17 protein-coding genes are annotated in these 19496 nt (G+C 72.9%); 6 read left to right on the top strand and 11 right to left on the bottom strand.

Annotated elements, in window-relative coordinates:
* Positions 1–72: 72 nt before the first annotated feature.
* The 6 genes from J1M37_RS10510 to J1M37_RS10485 form a co-directional block, all read right to left on the bottom strand.
* A complete protein-coding gene (locus tag J1M37_RS10510; RefSeq protein ID WP_241251027.1) occupies positions 73–1893 on the bottom strand; it encodes an ABC transporter ATP-binding protein in 1821 nt (606 codons plus the stop codon).
* Positions 1894–1917: 24 nt separating this feature from the next.
* Complete coding sequence (locus J1M37_RS10505) at positions 1918–2871, bottom strand: TatD family hydrolase (protein WP_206452585.1); 954 nt, start codon at positions 2869–2871, stop codon at positions 1918–1920.
* Positions 2872–2990: 119 nt separating this feature from the next.
* Positions 2991–4478, bottom strand: coding sequence for an NAD-dependent succinate-semialdehyde dehydrogenase (locus J1M37_RS10500; protein WP_036316357.1), 1488 nt, complete (start codon positions 4476–4478; stop codon positions 2991–2993).
* A 150-nt stretch (positions 4479–4628) separates the two neighbouring features.
* A complete protein-coding gene (locus tag J1M37_RS10495) occupies positions 4629–5777 on the bottom strand; it encodes an acyltransferase family protein (RefSeq protein ID WP_206452584.1) in 1149 nt (382 codons plus the stop codon).
* Between the two features lie 28 nt (positions 5778–5805).
* Positions 5806–6663, bottom strand: a complete 858-nt coding sequence (rsmI, locus tag J1M37_RS10490; protein WP_206452583.1) for a 16S rRNA (cytidine(1402)-2'-O)-methyltransferase — start codon at positions 6661–6663, stop codon at positions 5806–5808.
* A gap of 82 nt (positions 6664–6745) precedes the next feature.
* Positions 6746–7753, bottom strand: coding sequence for an IS481 family transposase (locus tag J1M37_RS10485; protein WP_095695104.1), 1008 nt, complete (start codon positions 7751–7753; stop codon positions 6746–6748).
* A 127-nt stretch (positions 7754–7880) separates the two neighbouring features.
* On the opposite strand from J1M37_RS10485, the gene J1M37_RS10480 reads away from it, so the two are divergent.
* The 3 genes from J1M37_RS10480 to J1M37_RS10470 all read left to right on the top strand — a co-directional run bounded on the left by J1M37_RS10480 (position 7881) and on the right by J1M37_RS10470 (position 12595).
* A complete protein-coding gene (locus J1M37_RS10480) occupies positions 7881–9494 on the top strand; it encodes a phospholipid carrier-dependent glycosyltransferase (RefSeq protein WP_206452582.1) in 1614 nt (537 codons plus the stop codon).
* Between the two features lie 68 nt (positions 9495–9562).
* Positions 9563–11401, top strand: a complete 1839-nt coding sequence (locus J1M37_RS10475) for an AMP-binding protein (protein ID WP_206452581.1) — start codon at positions 9563–9565, stop codon at positions 11399–11401.
* Positions 11402–11506: 105 nt separating this feature from the next.
* Complete coding sequence (locus tag J1M37_RS10470) at positions 11507–12595, top strand: alkene reductase (RefSeq protein WP_002854482.1); 1089 nt, start codon at positions 11507–11509, stop codon at positions 12593–12595.
* 85 nt (positions 12596–12680) lie between these two features.
* Here the strand turns inward: J1M37_RS10470 and J1M37_RS10465 are convergent, their stop codons facing one another.
* From J1M37_RS10465 to J1M37_RS10455, 3 genes are read right to left on the bottom strand one after another with little or no spacing between them, the layout of a single operon-like run.
* Entirely contained in the window at positions 12681–13901 is a 1221-nt protein-coding gene (locus tag J1M37_RS10465; protein WP_122053994.1) for a DUF1461 domain-containing protein, read from the bottom strand.
* Positions 13902–13948: 47 nt separating this feature from the next.
* Positions 13949–15508 (bottom strand): adenosylhomocysteinase, encoded by a 1560-nt coding sequence (gene ahcY, locus J1M37_RS10460; protein WP_241251024.1) that lies wholly within the window; start codon positions 15506–15508, stop codon positions 13949–13951.
* A 45-nt stretch (positions 15509–15553) separates the two neighbouring features.
* Complete coding sequence (locus J1M37_RS10455) at positions 15554–15856, bottom strand: DUF3499 family protein (protein WP_020628239.1); 303 nt, start codon at positions 15854–15856, stop codon at positions 15554–15556.
* A gap of 62 nt (positions 15857–15918) precedes the next feature.
* Here J1M37_RS10455 and J1M37_RS10450 point away from each other — a divergent pair, with 62 nt between their 5' ends.
* Positions 15919–16464 carry a hypothetical protein gene (locus J1M37_RS10450; protein ID WP_020628240.1) on the top strand — a complete coding sequence of 182 codons (546 nt, stop codon included), beginning with the start codon at positions 15919–15921 and terminating at the stop codon, positions 16462–16464.
* Between the two features lie 55 nt (positions 16465–16519).
* Here the strand turns inward: J1M37_RS10450 and J1M37_RS10445 are convergent, their stop codons facing one another.
* Positions 16520–17047, bottom strand: coding sequence for a WhiB family transcriptional regulator (locus J1M37_RS10445; RefSeq protein WP_206452580.1), 528 nt, complete (start codon positions 17045–17047; stop codon positions 16520–16522).
* A gap of 170 nt (positions 17048–17217) precedes the next feature.
* Between J1M37_RS10445 and J1M37_RS10440 the strand changes: the two genes are divergently transcribed.
* Entirely contained in the window at positions 17218–17841 is a 624-nt protein-coding gene (locus J1M37_RS10440; RefSeq protein WP_206452579.1) for a hypothetical protein, read from the top strand.
* Between the two features lie 27 nt (positions 17842–17868).
* Here J1M37_RS10440 and J1M37_RS10435 read toward each other — a convergent pair whose 3' ends face one another.
* On the bottom strand, positions 17869–18429 hold the full coding sequence (locus J1M37_RS10435; protein ID WP_206452578.1) for a GtrA family protein: 561 nt from the start codon (positions 18427–18429) through the stop codon (positions 17869–17871).
* Between the two features lie 162 nt (positions 18430–18591).
* On the opposite strand from J1M37_RS10435, the gene J1M37_RS10430 reads away from it, so the two are divergent.
* A partial coding sequence (locus J1M37_RS10430) for a 5-(carboxyamino)imidazole ribonucleotide synthase (RefSeq protein WP_206452642.1) occupies positions 18592–19496 on the top strand: 905 nt, incomplete at its 3' end.

Genomic DNA, 19496 nt, shown 5'->3' with positions numbered 1-19496 from the left:
GGGCTGGACCATGCCCGCGAGTCTATCGGGGCGCTGGACAGGGTAACGGGGGCGCAGCGGCGCGAGCTCCGCTCAGGTGGAGAGGTCACCGAGCCGGACGAGCTCGCGGAACTCGGGGCTCGTCTCCTGCAGCCCGGCGAACGTGCCCTGGCCGATGATCCGCCCCTGGTCCATCAGCACGATCTGATCGCAGCGCTTGACCGTGGAGAGACGGTGGGCGACCACGATGACCGTGATCCGTCCGCGCAGCGACTCGATCACCTCGGTGACCCGGCGTTCCGTGAGGTTGTCGAGGGCCGACGTCGCCTCGTCGAGCACGAGGAGGCGGGGGCGCCGGAAGAGCGCGCGCGCGATGCCCAGGCGCTGGCGCTGGCCGCCGGAGACGCCCACGGCCCCTTCGCCGATCACGGTGTCCAGGCCGTCGGGGAGCTCGTCCAGCCACTGCCCCAGCTGGGCTTCGCGCAGCACCCGCTCCACCTCGGCCCGGTCCGCCGTCTGGGCGGCCTCGACGTCCAGGAGCACGTTGTGCAGCACCGTCCCGTTGACCACGGTGACGGACTGCGGGACGAACGCCACGTTGTCCCACCACCCCCGCGGGTTGGCCTCGAGCTCCACCCCGTCCACGTAGACCCCACCGCGCTGGGCGTGGTGGAAGCCGATGACCAGGTCCACCAGGGTGGTCTTGCCGGCACCGCTGCCGCCCACGAAGGCGTACGAGGACCCGAAGGGGATGCGCAGGTCGATGTCGCGCAGGACCGGCTCGGTCTTGCCGGGGTAGGTGAAGGACGCGTCCCGCACCTCGATGGCCTCCTCGAACGTGACGCGCTCGTAGGGCCGGTCCGCCGCGTGCAGGACCGGCTGCGCGGCGGCGAGCTCCGCCGTCGTGCGCTCGAAGGCCGGCCAGGAGGTGCGGATCTCGTTGGTGGTGGCCATGAGCGCGGCCATGGACGGCAGCACACGGAAGCCGGCCATCGCGAGCAGGGCGAGCGAGCCGAACGCCTCCCCGCCACGACCCTGGATGAAGGCCACGGCCACGAGCGCCGCGATGGCGGCCACGAAGGCGACCTCGAGCACGTAGCGCGGCATCATCGTGAGGATCATCTTGAGCCGCGTGGCTTCCGCGCTCTCCGCGCGGGCGGCCCGGTACTCCTCCATGAAGGCCGAGTCGTTGCCGCGGATCTTCACGTCCTTGTAGTTCTCCAGGCCCTGCAGCGCCGCCGTGTTGGCCCGCTCCCCCGAGGTCACCAGGGCCCAGCCCAGACGCGAGGCCGGGCGGCGGATCACCGTCTTGATCACCCAGGCGACGGCGAGGAAGTACAGGGCCATCCCGAGCCCCGTCAGCGGCATGGAGACGCCCACCACGACCGCCACCGCGACGAGCGTCACGGACTCCGTGAGGAATGTGACGGACGCGTTCACCACGCCCGTGTACGCCATGCTGGAGGTGCCGGTCACGTTGTTGACCAGGGTGCCGACCGTGCGCGTCAGGTGCAGGCCGTAGTCGGCCCGCAGGTAGTAGCGCAGCAGCGTGGCGGACGTGCGGATGAGGTTCTGGTTGGTGAACCCCATGGTCCACCAGCGGAACGCGAGCACCAGGATCGCCTTGAGCAGGAAGGCCACCACGATCACGACGGCGAAGGCCACCGTCTGCTCCGGCACCGTCACGGCCCCGAACCGGGCCAGCAGCCCTTCGAGCGCCGGGGAGCCCAGCTCCCCCGAGGTCAGCAGGCTGACCAGCGGGATGATCGAGGCGAGCGCCACCATCTCGAGGCCGGCCACGAGGACGGACCCGAGGACCACGAACACGAGGCGGATCCGCATGGGGCGGTCCACCAGGTACTGCGTTCCCTCGGGCAGCCGGGCTTTGAGGAGTCGGGTCAGCACGTCGCTCATCCTAGGGGCCGGGTCTGGATCGGCTTAGAACGCCCCGTACACCCGGGCGGTGTTCTCGCTCACCGCGCGGGCGAGGGCCGCCACGTCGTCTCCGCGCGTTTCCGCCATGCCCCGCAGTGTGACCGGGACCAGGTAGGGCGCGTTGGGGCGGCCCCGATGCGGATGCGGCGTGAGGAAGGGCGCGTCCGTCTCCACGAGCAGCAGCTCGGCCGGGGCGATCCGCAGCGCCTCGCGCAGCTCGTCGTTGGCCTTGAAGGTGACGGGGCCGGCGAAGGACATGTGCCAGCCGTGCTCGGCGCACGTGCGGGCCAGATCGGGGCCGCCGGAGAAGCAGTGGAACACCACGTGCGGGGGCAGCCCGCCGTCGGCCGCCTCCTCGAGCAGGATCCGGACGACGTCGTCGTGCGCGTCCCGGTCGTGGATCTGCAGGACCGTGCCGAGTTCGCGGGCGAGTCGGATGTGCCGGCGGAAGGACTCCTGCTGCGCCGCGTGGCCGGCCTCGTCCTGCGTCCGGAAGTAGTCGAGGCCCGTCTCTCCCACCGCGCGCACGCGGGGGTGGCGGGCGAGCTCCGCGATCTGCGCGAACGCCTCCTCGAACTCGCCGCGCTCGGCCAGGCGGGCCGCATCGTTGGGGTGCAGCGCCACGGCGCCGAGCAGGCGGGGCTCGGCCTCGATCGCCGCGATCGTGAACCGGGCCGAGGCGACGTCGCAGCCCACCTGGACCGCGCCGGTCACGCCCACGGCCTCCGCCGCGTCCATCGCCTGGTGGACGTCCACGCGGACCAGGCCGTCGCGGAAGTCGAGGTGCGTGTGGTTGTCCACGACGGGCACCGGCAGCGGCTCGGGTGCGGGCGGGTACTCGAGACGACGCTTGCGGCCCGACTTCTCCTCGCGGGCGTCCCGGCGCGGGCCGCCGTCGTCGTCCGGCTGCGGGGCGGGGGCGCGGTAGGCGAGCGGGGTCTCGGATGCGTGGGCCATGCACCCCACTCTAGGGAGCCGAGCCCGGCCTCCCGACACGCCTCGGGGGCGGTATCGGGTGGTATCCACGTCGGATACCACCCGATACCGCCCCCGGAGGGAACGGCGCGGCGAAGAGGTCAGGCCTTCGTGGCCGCCCACGGGTCGGCGATGCCGATGTACTGCACCGAGGTGTACTCCTCGATGCCCTCGGCGCCGCCCTCGCGGCCCAGGCCCGACTGCTTCACGCCGCCGAACGGCGCGGCCGGGTTGGAGATGACGCCCACGTTGTAGCCCATGAGGCCGAACTCGATGCTCTCGGCCACGCGGTACATCCGGGCCTGATCCTTCGTGAACACGTAGGAGGCGAGGCCGTACTCGGTGTCGTTGGCCATCTCGATGGCCTCCTCCTCGGAGGAGAAGGTCACGATCGGGGCCACGGGGCCGAAGATCTCCTGCTGGAGGATCGGGTTGCCCTTCTCCACCTTGATCGCGGTCGGCGCGTAGAAGTAGCCGTCGCCCTCGATCTTGTGGCCGCCGGTGAGCACCTCGCCGCCGGCCGCCACGGCGTCCTGGACGAGCTGGTCGATATCGTCGCGCGCGCCCTCGTCCACGATCGGGCCGAGGGTGGACTCCGGGTCGGTGCCGCGCAGGGGCTTGAGCGCCTCGAGCTTGGCCACGAACTTCTGCGTGAACTCCTCGGCCACGTCCTCGTGCACGAGGAAGCGGTTGGCGGCGGTGCAGGCCTCGCCCATGTTGCGCATCTTCGCGGCGAAGGCGCCCTCGACGGCGGCGTCCAGGTCCGCGTCCTCGAAGACGATGAGCGGGGCGTTGCCGCCGAGCTCCATGGAGGTGCGCAGCACGTTGTCCGCCGCGTCCTTCATGAGGCGCACACCGACCGGGGTGGAGCCGGTGAAGGACACCTTGCGCAGCCGCCGGTCCTGCAGGATCGGGCTGGAGATCGACGAGGCGGAGGAGCCCGCCACGACGTTGAGCACGCCCTTGGGCAGGCCGGCCTCCTGCATCACCTGCGCGAACAGCTGGGTGGTCAGCGGGGTCAGCTTGGCGGCCTTGAGGACCATGGTGCAGCCGGCGGCGACGGCGGGGCCCACCTTGCGGGTGGCCATGGCCAGCGGGAAGTTCCACGGGGTGATCAGCAGGCACGGGCCCACCGGGCGATGGTGCACCTGCATGCGCAGGGTGCCCTCGGGCACGGTGAGGGTGCGGCCGTAGTGGCGGCCGGCCTCCTCGGAGAACCAGCGCAGGAAGCCGTTGCCGTACGTGACCTCGCCGCGGGCCTCGGCGAGCGGCTTGCCCATCTCGAGGGTCATCAGCAGCGCGAAGTCCTCGGCGCGCTCGTTGATCAGGTCGTAGGCGCGGCGCAGGATGTCGGCGCGCTCCTTGGCCGGGGTGCGGGCCCAATCGGCCTGCGCGGCGCAGGCGGCGTCGAAGGCGGCCATGGCGTCGTCGGAGTTCGCGTCCTGCAGGCTCGCGATGACCTTGCCGGTGGCCGGGTCCTTCACGTCGAAGGTCTTGCCGGAGGAGGCATCGCGCCACTCGCCGTCGATCAGTAGGCCGGTGGGGACGGACTCCAGCAGCGCCTTCTCGCGCTCAGCGGTCACGGTCATGATGCACCTCTTTCGGGGTCGGTGGTCGGAGGCGGCGCGCCCCGCGTCCCTCAGGGGAACGGGTGGACGGGCACGGGTATTCCGACGCCGTCCGGCGGCGGTCGGCAGCGGCTCCACGGCTGATCCTAGCCAGGCAGGCCGCGCCTTAGTTCACTCCACCGCCGCATGACGTTGAGCCAGATGGCGCCCCTCGCGCGCGACGTGGAGGTGCCCCGCCCCTTCCAAGGGCTTCGAGCCAGGGACAAGGTACTTCCAGCGCATCGCGGGCCGCTCTACGAGGGTCCAGGACGCCCATGCCAGCGGAAGGGTCAGCAGCCATGCAACCACGGCGTAGCCCCAGAAGCCCAGCATGCCTGGAGCACCCGCCGCAGCGAGAAGCTGCTGCACGGGGAACGCATAGATGTAGATGCCGTAGGAAATGTCATTGACCGCACCGACCCGGACCGGCAGCGCAGCCCCCAGCCAGAGCATCGCGTAGGCCATGGGCACGGCAGCGAGCGAGTAGTAGAACGGCTCGGGCAGTTGGGAACACATCACCACCGTCACGATCGAGAGCACACCCCATAGAGCGCTGACGCGCAGGCGGTCGCGCAGTGCCCACAGGAGCATTCCCGCGAGGAAGAACCCTCCCAAGCGCATGATGTGCAGATAGATGTTCGTCGTCACGTCTAGTGGCCCACGTGCAAACACCTGGACGATCAAGAGGGCTGCCAGGGCCAGCGCTATCCAGGGAACCGGACGGCGCCGGACGAAGGGCAACGTGAGGAGAGCGCCGGCGGCAAGGTAGGCAGCGAATTCGTACGCGAGGGTCCAGAGAGAACCGTTCCACGCGCCCGCATAGGGGACATTCTCCAGCGTGCCATCAACACCCCACTGGCTGATCCACAGCCCGGCATTGCGCCCGACGTACGCGAGTGCGGAGCCCAGGTCGTAGGAACCGCCAGTGAACAGCAGACTTACCGGTGCGAAGACGAAGGCGACGAGCAATAGGCACACCCAGAACGCCGGCAGGATGCGTAGGGCACGGCGCCAGAGGTACGGCGCGAATGCGCCCCGGACACGAGAGCCAGCAACGAGGTAGCCCGAGATCACGAAGAACCCGTTGACGGCCGCGCCGCTGATTCCCTCCCACGCCGAGGAACCGAAGCCTCCCAGAGGCCAGGTATGACCGATGATCACCGAGGAGGCGAGCACGAGGCGGACGAAGTTGAGCGCGTTGTCCCTGCCAGCCAGAGCGGCGCCGAGGGAACGGCGCGGGGAGCGATCACGGGCGGGCGGGTGCAGGGGCGGTGCGGTCACAGTCAAACCTTAACCGCGTGTGGGCCCCTCAGCCCCGGGCAGCGAGCACCGCCTGATAGAGCTCCCGGCTCCGCATCCCGTGGGCTCCGGCCACCGCGGCCACGGCCTCCTTGAGCCGGGTGCCGGACTCCACCAGCACCGCCACCTCGGCGACGGCGTCCGCCTCGGACGACTCCCCCTCGGCGCCGGGCGCGGGCGGCCCGATCACCAGCACGATCTCCCCGCGGATCCCCTCCCCCGCGTGCCGCTCCGCAGCCCAGGCATGCACTTCGGCCGCGGTGCCGCGCACCACCTCCTCGTGCAGCTTGGTGAGCTCGCGGGCCACGCACACCGGCCGCTCCGGTCCGAGGACCTCCACGACGACGGCCAGCGCGTCCGCCAGACGCTGCGGCGATTCGAAGGCGGCCACCGTGCGGGCCTCGGTCAGCAGGGAGGTGAGCCATCGCCGTCGTTCCCCGTCCTTGCGAGGGACGAAGCCGTCGAAGGCGAACCGGTCCGTCGGCAGGCCGGACAGGGCGAGCGCGGTGGTCACGGCGGAGGGGCCGGGCGCACACGTCACGGGCAGCCCTGCGGACACCGCGGCCGCCACGAGCCGGTACCCCGGGTCCGAGACCGTGGGCATGCCCGCGTCCGAGACCACCGCCACCGTGGCACCGCCCCGCACCTGGTCCAGCAGCCCCTGGGTGGAGGCCGCCTCGTTGTGCTCGTGATGGGCCACCACCCTGCCCGCCGGGGTGACGCCCAGACCGGCGCACAGGCGCCGCGCGGTCCTGGTGTCCTCCGCGGCGATCACATCCGCCTCCGCCAGCAGCTCACGCAGGCGCGCGGACGCGTCCCCGAGGTTGCCGATGGGGGTGGCGGCCAGGACGATGCGGCCCTCGGGCATGGGACGACCTTTCGACGGACGGACGGCTGCCCCGAGCCTACGGCCCCGGCCACCGTGCACGTCTCGCCGTGCACCCCGCCGCCTAGCTGTAGGAGGGCATGACGTTGTTGACTCGGGCCGGTGCCAACGAGGCCGGAGGAGCGTCCCCGCAGGAGGTATGAGGCCGATGGTAGTTGTAGTGGTTCACCCACACCGCCAGGGCCTCACGCCGAGCTTGCTCTGAGGTGTAGGGGCGGGCGTAGAGGACCTCATCGACCATCAGCCGGTTGTACCGCTCGACCTTCCCGTTATGGCGCGGGGTGTAGGGTCGGATCCGGTGATGCCGGCCTCCGAGCGAGACCACCTTCGCGGTGAAGTCCGCAGCCCGGTAGTTGTTTCCGTTGTCCGTGATCACCCGGTCCACGGTGATGCCGTGGGCGGCGAAGAACGCCCGCGCCCGGCAGTAGAAGCTCACGGTCGTGGCCGCCCGCTCGTCCTCCAACGCCTCGGTGTAGGCCAGGCGGGTGTACCCGTCGATCGCCGAGTGCAGGTAGGTGTAGCCGACCCGCCGGCCAGGCCCGCGCTTGGAAGCACGGCCTGCTTCACTTTCACGTCCGTGGGTGCGCCAGCCGCCCCCGTCTGGGATCTTCCCGATCTTCTTCACATCCAGGTGCACCATGTGCCCCGGCCCTCTCGCGGTGATCTTCTGGGGTCGTTGGCGCAGGTCTTCTCCGGCCGGGGTCAGGTCCCGTAGGCGGGAGATCCCGAGTCGGTGCAGCCACCGTCCCACGGTACGAAGACACACCCGGTGGCCCTCGGAGACGAGGTGGTGATGGATGCGCCGTGCGGACCACTTGCGCTCCCGCCGCAGGGCGTGGATCTGGGCGACCAAGACCGGATCGAGCTGGGCAGGTGAACGGTGCGGCCGGCTGGGCAGGTCCTGAAGGCCGGCTTCTCCCTGGGCGCGGTAGCGGGCGACCCAGGTGGCCACCGTGGGCCGGCTCACCCGGAACTCGGCGGCCACGTGTGCCTGCGGGATCCCGTCGTGCAGGTGGCGGTGGACCATCCTGAGTCGGCCGGTGGGGGTCAGGGGTGCGTTAGCGTGAGTCATGAGTGGGTCTCTTCTGGCAGGTGGGTGGTGTAGGAACTTCCATCCTGCGGGAGAGGCCCACTCGTCTCATCTCAGCCGGCGCCTCGTGGCAAGAACCTCATGACCCACAACACCTAGCATGGAGCCCGTGCCCGCCACCGCCCTCGCCTCCCGCCCCGCCGCCGTCGCGGTCGACGACGGCCCCTTCGGCGTCGCCGCCCTGCGCGCCCGCCTCGGGGTGAGTGCGGCGCCCCTGACGCGGTGGCACTGGATCCTGCCGTTGCTGGTCACGGCGATCGCCGGCGTCCTGCGGTTCACGAACCTGGCCCACCCGGACCAGCTGATCTTCGACGAGACCTACTACCCCAAGGACGCCTACTCCCTCCTGGAGTCCGGCTACGAGCGGCGGTGGGACGAGGACGTCAACGACGCGTTCGCCCGCGGCGAGGCGGAGCCGCTCGAGGGGGCCGCCTACGTGGTGCACCCGCCGCTGGGCAAGTGGCTGATCGGCCTGGGCATGCTCGCGTTCGGCCCGGACAACGGGGTGGGCTGGCGATTCAGTGCCGCGGTGGCCGGCACGCTGTCCGTCCTGCTGGTCGCCCTCGCCACGCAGCACCTGCTGCGCTCGGTGTCCCTGGGCGCGGTCGCCGGGCTGCTGCTGGCCGTGGAGGGCCACCACCTGGTGATGTCCCGCATCGGGCTGCTGGACATCTTCCTCTCGTTCTTCGTGCTCGCGGCCTTCGCCGCCCTGCTGGCGGACCGCGTGCACGGGCGGCGGCTGCTCGCGGAGCGGCTCGCCCACGACGTCGCCCGGCGGGGACGCGACGCCCTGGCCAGCGGGCCGTGGCTCGGCTGGCGCCCGTGGCGACTGCTGGCGGGCGTGCTGCTGGGCGCCGGCTGCGCCGTGAAGCTCTCCGGGCTGGCGTTCATGGCGGCCTTCGGCCTGCTCACGGTCCTGTGGGACATGTCCGCGCGCCGGACCGCCGGGGTGCGGCGCTGGGCGTGGGCCGCCGTCGAGAAGGACGGCCTGTACGCGTTCCTGGCCGTGGTGGGCGGCGGCCTGGTCGCCTACCTGGCCTCGTGGACCGGCTGGTTCGTCACGGAGGGCGGCTACTACCGGGACTGGCACCGGGACAACCCGCCGGAGGGCCTGCTCCCCGGGCTGGTCCCCGGCCCGCTGCGCTCCCTGTGGCACTACCACGTGGAGTCCACGACCTTCCACCAGGGCCTCACCAGCCCCCACGACTACGCCGCCAACCCGTGGACCTGGCCGTTCATGGGCCGGCCCGTGAGCTACTACTACGAGGGCGCAGAGCCCGGCGAGGGGATCTGCCCGGCGGATGCCGCGGGCGCGTGCTCGTCGGCCATCACGGACATCGCCAACCCGTTCGTGTGGTGGACGGGCCTGGCCGCCGTCCTCGTGTGCGTCTGGCTGCTGGTGCGCCACCGGGACTGGCGGGCCGGCGCCCTGCTCGGCGCCTACGCGGCCGGGCAGCTGGTGTGGTTCCTGTGGCCCGAGCGGACCATGTTCTTCTTCTACACGATCGCCTACGAGCCCTTCCTCGTGATGATGATCGCCCTGGCGCTCTCGCTGCTGCTGCGGCCGGGCCGCCGGCCCGGGCCCCGCTGGGGCTCGGCTCTGGTGCTGGCGTACGTGACGATCGCCGTCGCCGTGTCCCTGTTCTTCCTGCCCGTCTGGATCGGCGACGTCATCTCGTACGACCAGTGGCGCTGGCGGATGTGGTTCAGCAGCTGGATCTGACGGCCGCGTCCCGGGCGCGGGCGTGCCCGACCGCGCGCCGCACGCCCGGAAATGGATACGCTCGGACCGTGCAGAACCAGAGCCCCGTCCATGAGTCCGCCACCGAGCTCGTCGGCATGCCGCCGGCGGACTCCAACATCACGGACCTGATCGTCGCCTCCTGTGCCGACCGGCCGGACGCCCCCGTGTACGCCGTGCGCAACGGCGCGGGCGGCTGGGTGGACGTCCACTTCACCGCGTTCCTCACCCAGGTGCGCGCCGTGGCGGCCGGCCTCATCGCCCACGGCGTCCAGCCCGGGGACCGGGTGGGCCTGTTCTCCCCCACCTCCTACGCGTGGGCCGTCCTCGACCAGGCCGTGTGGTTCGCCGGCGCCGTCTCCGTGCCGATCTACGAGACCTCCTCGGCCCACCAGGTGGAGCACATCGTCACGGACTCGGGCCTGCGGGTGGTCGCCGTCGGCAGCGAGGAGCTCGGCGAGCGCGTCGCCGAGGCCGCCGGGCACGCGGGCGTGGACGTGGCGACGTTCCCGCTGACGGACGCGGGGCTGGCGGAGCTGGCCGAGGCCGGCGCGTTCGTGTCGGACGACGCCGTCGAGCACGCCCGCTCCCTGGCGACCCTCGCCAGCCCCGCCTCGATCGTCTACACCTCCGGCACCACCGGCCGCCCGAAGGGCGCCGTGATCACGCACGGCAACTTCGTGGGCGCGGCCATCAACGTGCTGCACTTCGCGCGCGAGGTGGTCCAGTGGTCCCCGGAGACGACGACGTCGCGCACCCTGCTCTTCCTCCCGCTGGCCCACGTGCTCGCCCACGCCGTCCAGGTCATCTGCCTGTACGCCCGCATCCAGGTGGCCCACTCCGGTTCCCCGGCCACGCTGCTCGGCGACCTCGCCTCCTTCCACCCCACGTGGCTGCTGGCCGTGCCGCGCGTGTTCGAGAAGGTCGAGGCCGGCATCGAGGCCAAGGCCCAGAAGGGCGGCACCGGGCCGATCTACGCGGCCGCCAAGCGCACCGCCATCGAGTGGTCCACGGCCGTGGACGAGGCCGAGTTCGGGGACGGCCCCGGGCCTTCGGCCCTGCTGCGCGCCCGGCGCGCGCTGTTCGACCGGCTGGTCTACCGCAAGATCCGGGAGGCCCTCGGCGGCGAGGTGATCTCGTGCGTGTCCGGCGCGTCCGCCCTCTCCCCGGAGCTGGTGCACTTCTTCCGCGGCGCCGGCATCCCGATCGTGGAGGGCTACGGCCTCACGGAGACCACCGCGCCGGCCACCGTGAACATCCCCGGCGCGCACCGCGTGGGCACCGTGGGCCTGCCCGTGGCCGGGGTGACGGTGAAGATCGCCGAGGACGGCGAGATCCTCATCCGCGGCCCCGTGGTGTTCGACGGCTACCACGGCATGCCCAAGGCGTCGGCGGAGGCCATGGAGGACGACTTCTTCCGCACCGGGGACATCGGTGCGCTGGACGAGCACGGCTTCCTGCGGATCACCGGCCGCAAGAAGGACGTCATCATCACCGCCGGCGGCAAGAACGTGTACCCCACGCCCATGGAGGAGGCGCTGCGCCAGCACCGGCTCATCGAGCACGTGGTGGTGGTCGGGGAGAACCGCCCGTTCGTGGGCGCCCTCATCACCCTGGACGCCGAGGCCCTCACCCAGTGGGCCCTGGACCGCGAGCTCAGGCTCACTCCGGCCGAGGCCGCGACGGACCCCACCGTGCTGGCCTCGATCCAGGAGGCGGTGGACCAGGTCAACGAGGGCGTCTCCCGCGCCGAGTCCATCCGCCGCTTCCGCATCCTGGACCACCCGTTCACCGAGGACTCCGGGCACGTCACCCAGTCCCAGAAGCTCAAGCGGGCCCAGGTGATCGAGGACCACGCCGAGGACGTCGAGGCCCTCTACCGCCGCTGAGGGAGGGCGCCGCACCCCCGCCGCCGGAATGCCCTGCCTCCGGAATAACCTCCGGCGGCGGCCGGTTGGCGCGGAGGACCATCTCCCCGAGCGATCGGAACCACCGTGCCCTCCCTGTTCGACCCCCTGGACGTCGGCGCCCTGCGCCTGGACAACCGCATCGTCATGGCCCCCCTGACCCGCCAGAGGGCGGGCGAGGACGGCGTCCCCACCGAGCTGCACGCCGAGCACTACGCCCAGCGCGCCACTGCCGGACTGCTCGTCACCGAGGGCGCCTTCCCCTCCTTCCGCAGCCGGGCGTTCCCCGGCCAGACCGGCCTCGCCGACGACGCCCAGACCGACGGGTGGCGTGCCGTGGCGCAGGCCGTCCACGAGGCCGGCGGACACGTGTTCGTCCAGGTCATGCACGGCGGGCGCATGTGCCATCCGGACCTGCTGCGCGGCGCGGAGCCGGAGGCCCCCAGCGCCATCGCCCCCGGGGTGCCGGTGCGCGGGTTCAGCGGCAAGATGGAGGGGCCGGTGCCCAGCGCCCTGGACACGGAGGAGCTGCCCCGCGTGGTGGCCGAATTCGCCGACGCCGCCCGCCGGGCCGTCGAGGCCGGGCTCGACGGCGTGGAGGTCCACGGCGCCAACGGGTACCTGCTCCACGAGTTCCTGGCGCCCTCCAGCAACACCCGCGAGGACGCCTACGGCGGCTCCCCCGAGAACCGGGCGCGCCTCACCGTGGAGGTGGTGCGCGCCGTCGCCCAGGCCATCGGCGCCGAGCGCACCGCCCTGCGCATCTCCCCCGAGCACAACGTGCAGGGCACCATCGAGGAGGACCGCGCGGACGTCCTGGCCACCTACGACGCTCTCCTGGCCGGCCTCGCCGACCTGGACCTGGCCTATCTGTCCGTCATCCACCAGGACGTGGCCGGTGACCTCGCGGCGCACCTGCGCGAGTCCTTCTCCGGGCCCCTGGTGCTCAACAGCGGCTTCGGCGCGGTCACGGGCCTGGAGGAGGCCCGCCGGATCGTGGAGGACGGCCTGGCCGACGCGGTGGCCGTGGGCCGCGAGCTGATCGCCAACCCGGACCTGGCGCGCCGCTGGCGCGAGGGGCTGCCCCTCAACGAGCCGGACCCGACGACGTTCTACACGGGCGGGGCGCACGGCTACACGGACTACCCGTTCGTGGACGGGTCCCCGTCCTCCTGAGACCCGCACACCCGCCGGACGCACCGCGCCCCGCCTCCCATCACTGGGGGGCGGGGCGCGTTCGTGCGGGGGCCTCAGCGGCCCGTCACCGCAGCTGCGCGTCCTCCTCGCGGGCCCAGCGCAGGCGCGTGGACTCGAAGGCACTGCGCTGGTCCGCGGTGCGCTCGCGACGGCGGCGCGTTGGCCAGGTGAAGACGAGCGTGAGCAGGGCGGTCAGCAGGCTGATGAGGCCCACCGCGGCGGCGGCGTCGATCCAGAACTGGCTCGGGTACAGGCGGATCAGCGCGTCCTGCACGGAGAACGTCCACGTGCCGTCCGCGAAGAACAGCGAGTGGAACCCGGCGAAGAACGTCTCCCAGCCCAGCACCGCCAGGACCGCGAGCGCGATCACCGCGAGCGGCAGCCACACGGCGCCGGCGAACAGGGCGCGGCGCACCCCGCCGGGGCTGGTGCGCAGCAGGGACGCGATGAGCAGGGCGCACACCACCACGAGCACCACGAGCGCCGCGGTGGCGATCCACAGCACGGTCTTCACGTCCGTCATGTGGTCGACCTCGACCTCGGTGAACAGGGGCGCGCCCTGGTGCGTGAGGCTGCTGAGGTACCGCGGCCCGGCCAGGTTGGTCACGTAGTCCAGCCCGGCGGAGCCGTAGTGCATGCGGTCGGCGAGGGTGAAGCCGAACCGGTCCGCGGGGAACCCGGGCCGGTGGTACTCCAGCCACAGGAACACCGGGCTCGCCACGAGGCGGACGGCGGCCAGCAGCAGGGCGAGCGGGGCGAGGATCGCCAGCAGCACCTGCGCCAGGCGCGGGCCCGCCTTGGGCAGGCGCGCGCGCTCCTCCGGCGTGGGGCCCTGCAGGGCCGCCGCCTGCGCCACGGGGGCGGCGGTGCCGTCCTCGGGGTAGCGGTCGACCGGGGCGGCTGCGCTCGACCCCGCCGCGCGGGCCCCGACGGCGGCGCTCAGCGGGCCGAGCTCGTCGGCGCCGGGCAGCGGCCGCCGGTCGCTCTCGGGCACGGCCCGGGAGGCGACGATGTCGCGGTCGGCGTCCGGGGCCGGGCGGTCGGCGTCGCGTCGGTCCGCGGCCGCCGCGTCCCCGCCGCGCAGCGCGGCGAGGTCCTCGGGGCTGAGCGCCGAGGTGTGCTGGGCGCCGCCGTCGTCGTCCCGGCCCGTGGCGGGCAGCGCCTGGGTGCGGTTCGGGTCGTCCGCGGCGTCGTCCTGGACGAACGCGCCGTAGTCCAGCCCGGATTCGAAGTCCTCCGCCCCGGCGCGCTCGTCGCGCCCGCGGCCGGCCTGATGGGAAGCCATGTCCGTGCCTCTCTCGAGTGGGTCCGTCCGCCCGCGGGCGCCGGGGATCAGTAGCGGTAGTGGTCGGCCTTGAAGGGGCCGGCCACGTCCACGCCGAGGTACTCGGCCTGGGCCTTGGTCAGCTCGGTCAGCCCGACGCCGAGGGCGTCCAGGTGCAGGCGGGCGACCTTCTCGTCCAGCACCTTGGGCAGCGTGTAGACGCGCTTCTCGTAGTGCTCGCCGGTCAGGGCGCCGGTGCCCGTGGAGCCGCCGAAGAGCTCGATCTGCGCCATCACCTGGTTGGTGAAGGACGCGCTCATCACGAACGAGGGGTGGCCGGTGGCGTTGCCGAGGTTCAGCAGGCGGCCCTCGGAGAGCACGATGATGCTGCGCTCGGCCTCCGTGCCGCCGTCCAGGGTCCACTCGTGGACCTGCGGTTTGATCTCCGTCTTCACGACGCCGGGGATGCGGGCCAGGCCGGCCATGTCGATCTCGTTGTCGAAGTGGCCGACGTTGCCCACGATGGCCTTGTCCTTCATGGCGGCCATGTGCTCGGCCATGATGATGTCCTTGCCGCCGGTGGTGGTGACGAAGATGTCGCCCTCGCCCACCACGTCCTCGAGGCGGGCCACCTGGTAGCCGTCCATCGCGGCCTGCAGCGCGCAGATCGGGTCGATCTCCGTGACGATCACGCGGGCGCCCTGGCCGCGCAGGGCCTCGGCGGCGCCCTTGCCGACGTCGCCGTAGCCGCAGACCACGGCGACCTTGCCGCCGATCAGCACGTCCGTGGCGCGCATGATGCCGTCCGGCAGGGAGTGGCGGATGCCGTACTTGTTGTCGAACTTGGACTTGGTCACGGCGTCGTTCACGTTGATCGCCGGGAAGAGCAGGCGGCCCTCCTGCGCCAGCTGGTAGAGGCGCAGCACGCCCGTGGTGGTCTCCTCGGAGACGCCGCGCAGGGTGCCGGCGGTGCGGGTCCAGTGCTGCGGGTCGCGGGCCAGCGAGCGGCGCAGCGTCTCGAGGATGATCCGGTACTCCTCGGGGTCGTCCTCGGTGGCGCTGGGCACGGCGCCCGCGGCCTCGAACTCGACGCCCTTGTGCACCAGCAGGGTGGCGTCGCCGCCGTCGTCCAGGATCATGTTGGGGCCGCGCTCCGGATCCTCGTCCGCGCCCGGCCAGGTGAGGATCTGCGAGGCGGTCCACCAGTAGTCCTCGAGGGACTCGTTCTTCCAGGCGAACACCGGCACGCCCTGCGGGTCCTCGGGGGTTCCCGAGCCCACGACGACGGCGGCGGCGGCCTCGTCCTGCGTGGAGAAGATGTTGCAGGAGGCCCACCGGACCTCGGCGCCGAGGGCGGTGAGGGTCTCGATGAGCACGGCGGTCTGCACGGTCATGTGCAGGGAGCCGGCGATGCGGGCGCCCTTGAGCGGCTGGGCCTCCCCGTACTCCTCGCGCAGGGACATCAGCCCCGGCATCTCGTGCTCGGCCAGGCGGATCTGGTGGCGGCCCGCCTCGGCCAGGGACAGGTCCCGGACCGTGAAGTCGAACGAGGCACCGGGCACGGTGGTGCGGTTGGCGAAGGCCGGGTCGACGTCGGGGGTGCGGAACTCTGCGGAGGTCTCAGTCATGACCTCCAGCCTAGCGAGGCCCCGGACGGCACGACACGTGCCGCGTCAGTCCCCGTCACGCACCACGCGCAGCCCGGGGCGGGCCGGCGGGACGGCCATGGGCCGGGTGGGGACCGTGCGCACGCCGCCGTCCGCGTCGACGGCCTCGTAGTGCTCGGGCAGCTCCAGCCGCAGCACCTCCCAGCCGCGCGGGGCCGTGGTGCGTCGAGCGTGCTCGCCGCAGAGGTCGTACGTGTGCGGCTCCGCCCGGCGCGACAGGGGCCCGATGACCACCTGCGAGTCCGCGTAGTTGTACGTCAGCGTGGCCAGGGCAGGGCTCTGGCATCCGGTCTTGCTGCAGCGTCGCATGGGTCCCACGCCCGCCACCCTACTCGGCGGACGGCCCGGGGCGGTGGCCTACCATGGCGCGCATGACCGCGTCCGCCTCCTCCGATCCCCTCGACCCCCTGCCGTTCCGGGCGGGCGACGCCGCGGGGGCCGAGCCGGGCGTCGAGGGCGGCCCGGCCGAAGCCGGCGTCTCCTCCCCCGCGGGGCGCGGCGGCCGGGACCGCCGTGGCCGAGGGCTGCGGCATCCGCGCCCGTTCGGTGCGCGCTCGGAGCGGGGCCGGGGCGAGGCGCTGCTGACCGCCGTCGAGAAGGCGGTGGACCGGCTGGGCTCCCTGGACGCGCCCGGGCTGCGGCACGTGACCGCGCGGGTGGAGCGCATCCCGGACCGGCTCGACGAGCGACTGCGCGAGCTGCACGCCGGCCGGGAACGGGATGAGGAGGCGCTGTTCGCGCGGGCCGAGCGGCAGGGCCGGGACGGGGTGCTGATCACCCTGTTCGAGCGGCCGCTGCGGGACGCGGCCGACCCGGCCGACCTCGAGGGGGCCGTCTACGGGGTGGCGCTGAGCCGTTGCGCCGAGGCGCTGGGCGTGGACCCGCAGGTGCTCGACCCCAGCTGGGGCCGCGGCTGAGCCCGGACCGGGCGGTCCGCGCCGGGCACCGCGCCCGGTGGACGGGCGCCGCGCGTCAGGCGCGGGCGCGGCGCAGGCGGCGACGCTCGCGCTCGGAGAGCCCGCCCCAGATGCCGAAGCGCTCGTCGTTCGCCATGGCGTACTCCAGGCAGGCGTCCTTGACGGTGCAGGCCTCGCACACGCGCTTGGCGTCCCGCGTGGAGCCGCCCTTCTCCGGGAAGAACGCCTCGGGGTCCGTCTGCGCGCACAGGGCGTCCGCCTGCCAGGCCAGCTCGCCCTCGACGGGCTCGGTGGTCACGCCCGGGATGGCGGCCCAGTCGGCGGAGACGGGCACGGCCTCGACCGGACGCGCGTCACCGGGGAAGAGGGCGGTGACGGTGGCGGCCGGGGTGCCGGTCTCGCCGTCGAGGTCGTGGGCGGTGAGGAAGGCGGTCGCCTGGTCCTCGAGGCTCGCACCGGAGACGTCGGCCTGCGGGTCGGCGGGGTCCAGGAACCAGTCGCTGGGGACGCTCCGCGGACGAGGCGCCGGCGTCTGCGCGGGATCGGCCCGGTGCGTGTCCTCGACTCGCTGGGTCTGCTCCATGTGTGACGCCTCTTCCCGGGATCGACGTGGCGGTGTGGGCCGGGTGATCATGCGGTCCGCGCGGGTGCCGGGCAAGCCGGCGGGCCTCTCCTGGCGGGACCGTTGGCCCGGGTTCATTACATCGGTGTGATTCATGCCGAGTCAAACCGAGCGGGTGCCACACTGGGCCCATGGTCTCCCTCTCCGTGCCCCGGTCCACCGGCCCCCTCGTGCTCCGCCTCGCCTCCTCCCCGCGGCCCGCGCTCGTCCAGGAGCCGGGGGCCCCGGACGAGCCCGGCGCGGTGGACCAGCGCATCGAGCTCTCGGGCCGCGTGACCGTGAACTGGGCCGCCAAGTTCGCGGGCCTGCTCGGCGCCGAGGGCATCGGCGCGGGCGACGCCGTCGCCCTGGACCTGCCCGTCCACTGGCTCTCCCACGCCCTCGCCCTCGGCGTGCTCTGCGCCGAGGCCGAGCCCGCCCTCGAGGGCGACTCTCCCGCCGCCGTCCTCACGGACCGGCCCGAGGCGTGGCCGGACCCGTCCATGACCGTCTTCGCCGTCGCCCTGCCGCGCGGCCTCGAGCCCGAGCTCGACGGCCCGGCCGCCGATCCGGCCGTCGTGGACGTGGCCGCCGAGATCCGCGCCCAGCCGGATGCCCTGCCCGGCCCCGTGGATCACGTGCGGCCCGCGTCGATCCCGGCCGGGGCCGACGTCGCCCCGGACGACGACGGCCCGCGCCCCCGCCTGACGTGGGCGGGAGTGCGAGCCGCGCTGGAGGCGTGGGACGCGGGCCGGGCGGTGACCGTGCGCCCCTGACGGGGCGGCGGGGTCAGGCCGGGGCGCTCAGACCCCGGCGTCGGGGGCGCGGTGCCGGCCGTGCGGAGGCATCTGCTCCTCGCGCAGCACGGGCATCTGACCGGTGATGATCGCGAGGTCGTTGACGAAGCCGGGCTCCACGTCCAGCTCCTCCTTGAACACCCAGAACCGGTAGGCGAAGTAGCGGAACACGGTGCCGAAGAACAGGCCGATCACGTTGCCGGCGATGAACAGGCCGGTCGGGTCGGTCACGCCCATCAGGTACTGCGCGATCGCCACGCAGCCGGCCTGGATCCCCAGCCCGATCGCGTTCATGATCAGGAACATCACGAGCTCGCGCGTCTTGTTCGAGGAGCGCTTGTCCCGGAACGTCCAGTAGCGGTTGGCGACCCAGCTGAACAGGGTGGCGACGACGCCGCCCACGATCTTGGCCTTGACGTTGGACCCCTCGAGCGGGCCGGTCATCATCCACCAGAAGACGAGCGAGTCCACCACGAACGCGGCCGCACCGACGGTGCCGAACTTGGCCACCTCCCGCCACAGCAGGGAGACCATCCCGGTCAGGCGGCCCCAGAGATCGGACAGCATGGGCGTGGACTCCTCGGTTCGGGACGGGGGTGTGCACGCGGGGCGGACCCGCGCAGGGCTGGGGAACACTGTAGCCGCGCCCCCGGCGCGCGACCTCCTCGGATCCGGCGTCGGCCACCCCTCCGTGACGGAGTTCTCAGCCGGTCCGACTACCCTGTGCGGGTGACTTCCCCTCGACTCGGTGTGATCGGTGGCGGGCAGCTGGCCCGCATGATGGCGGGCGCGGCCGCGGAGCTCGGCGTGCCCTTCCGCGTGCTCGCGGAGGCCCCGGACGCGTCAGCGGCCCAGGTCGCCCCCCACGTGGTCGGCGACCACGCGGACCTCGCGGACCTGCGCGCGTTCGCGGCCACGGTGGACGTGGTCACCTTCGACCACGAGCACGTGCCCACCGAGCACCTGCGGGCCCTGCAGGAGGCCGGCGTCGCCGTGCGCCCCGGCCCCGAGGCGCTGCAGCACGCGCAGGACAAGCTGGTCATGCGCGCCGCCGTCGAGCGGCTGGGCCTGCCGAACCCGGCGTGGGCGCCGGTCGACGACCTCGAGGCCGTCCTCGCCTTCGGCGACGAGCACGGTTGGCCGATGATCCTCAAGACCGCCCGCGGCGGCTACGACGGCAAGGGCGTGCTCAAGGTCGAGGACGCCGACGACGCCCGCGCCTCCGCGGCGGACGGCACCCTGGCCGCGTGGCTCGGCGCCGGCATCGCCCCGCTGCTGGCCGAGGCCCTCGTCCCCTTCTCCCGTGAGCTCTCCGCGCAGGTGGCGCGCACCCCCTCCGGTGAGGTGGCCGTCTACCCCGTCGTCGACTCGGTCCAGGTGGCCGGCGTGTGCGACCTCGTGGTCGCCCCGGCCCAGGACCTCGACCCGGCCGTCGCCGCGGCCGCGACCGCCGCGGCCGTCCGCCTCGCCGAGGAGCTGGACGTCACCGGCATGCTCGCGGTCGAGCTGTTCGAGACGCCGGGGGTCGGCCCGGGCTTCCAGGTGAACGAGCTGGCCATGCGCCCCCACAACTCCGGCCACTGGTCCATGGACGGCGCCGTCACCGGCCAGTTCGAGCAGCACGTCCGCGCCGT

Origin of the sequence: Micrococcus sp. KRD012, assembly GCF_017168555.1 — a bacterium.
Lineage (GTDB): Bacteria > Actinomycetota > Actinomycetes > Actinomycetales > Micrococcaceae > Micrococcus > Micrococcus luteus.
The sequence above is the reverse complement of the archived record's forward strand: the minus strand, read 5'-3'. Positions and strand labels throughout refer to the sequence as shown.

Bases quoted from the DNA above. Each gene is read 5' to 3' on its own strand.
- J1M37_RS10435 (WP_206452578.1), bottom strand. From the start codon at position 18,429: ATGCTGTCCGATCTCTGGGGCCGCCTGACCGGGATGGTCTCCCTGCTG.
- J1M37_RS10505 (WP_206452585.1), bottom strand. From the start codon at position 2,871: ATGGCCCACGCATCCGAGACCCCGCTCGCCTACCGCGCCCCCGCCCCG.
- rsmI (WP_206452583.1), bottom strand. From the start codon at position 6,663: ATGCCCGAGGGCCGCATCGTCCTGGCCGCCACCCCCATCGGCAACCTC.
- J1M37_RS10450 (WP_020628240.1), top strand. From the start codon at position 15,919: ATGACCGCGTCCGCCTCCTCCGATCCCCTCGACCCCCTGCCGTTCCGG.
- J1M37_RS10440 (WP_206452579.1), top strand. From the start codon at position 17,218: ATGGTCTCCCTCTCCGTGCCCCGGTCCACCGGCCCCCTCGTGCTCCGC.
- J1M37_RS10465 (WP_122053994.1), bottom strand. From the start codon at position 13,901: ATGGCTTCCCATCAGGCCGGCCGCGGGCGCGACGAGCGCGCCGGGGCG.
- ahcY (WP_241251024.1), bottom strand. From the start codon at position 15,508: ATGACTGAGACCTCCGCAGAGTTCCGCACCCCCGACGTCGACCCGGCC.
- J1M37_RS10485 (WP_095695104.1), bottom strand. From the start codon at position 7,753: ATGACTCACGCTAACGCACCCCTGACCCCCACCGGCCGACTCAGGATG.
- J1M37_RS10500 (WP_036316357.1), bottom strand. From the start codon at position 4,478: ATGACCGTGACCGCTGAGCGCGAGAAGGCGCTGCTGGAGTCCGTCCCC.
- J1M37_RS10455 (WP_020628239.1), bottom strand. From the start codon at position 15,856: ATGCGACGCTGCAGCAAGACCGGATGCCAGAGCCCTGCCCTGGCCACG.
- J1M37_RS10445 (WP_206452580.1), bottom strand. From the start codon at position 17,047: ATGGAGCAGACCCAGCGAGTCGAGGACACGCACCGGGCCGATCCCGCG.
- J1M37_RS10510 (WP_241251027.1), bottom strand. From the start codon at position 1,893: ATGAGCGACGTGCTGACCCGACTCCTCAAAGCCCGGCTGCCCGAGGGA.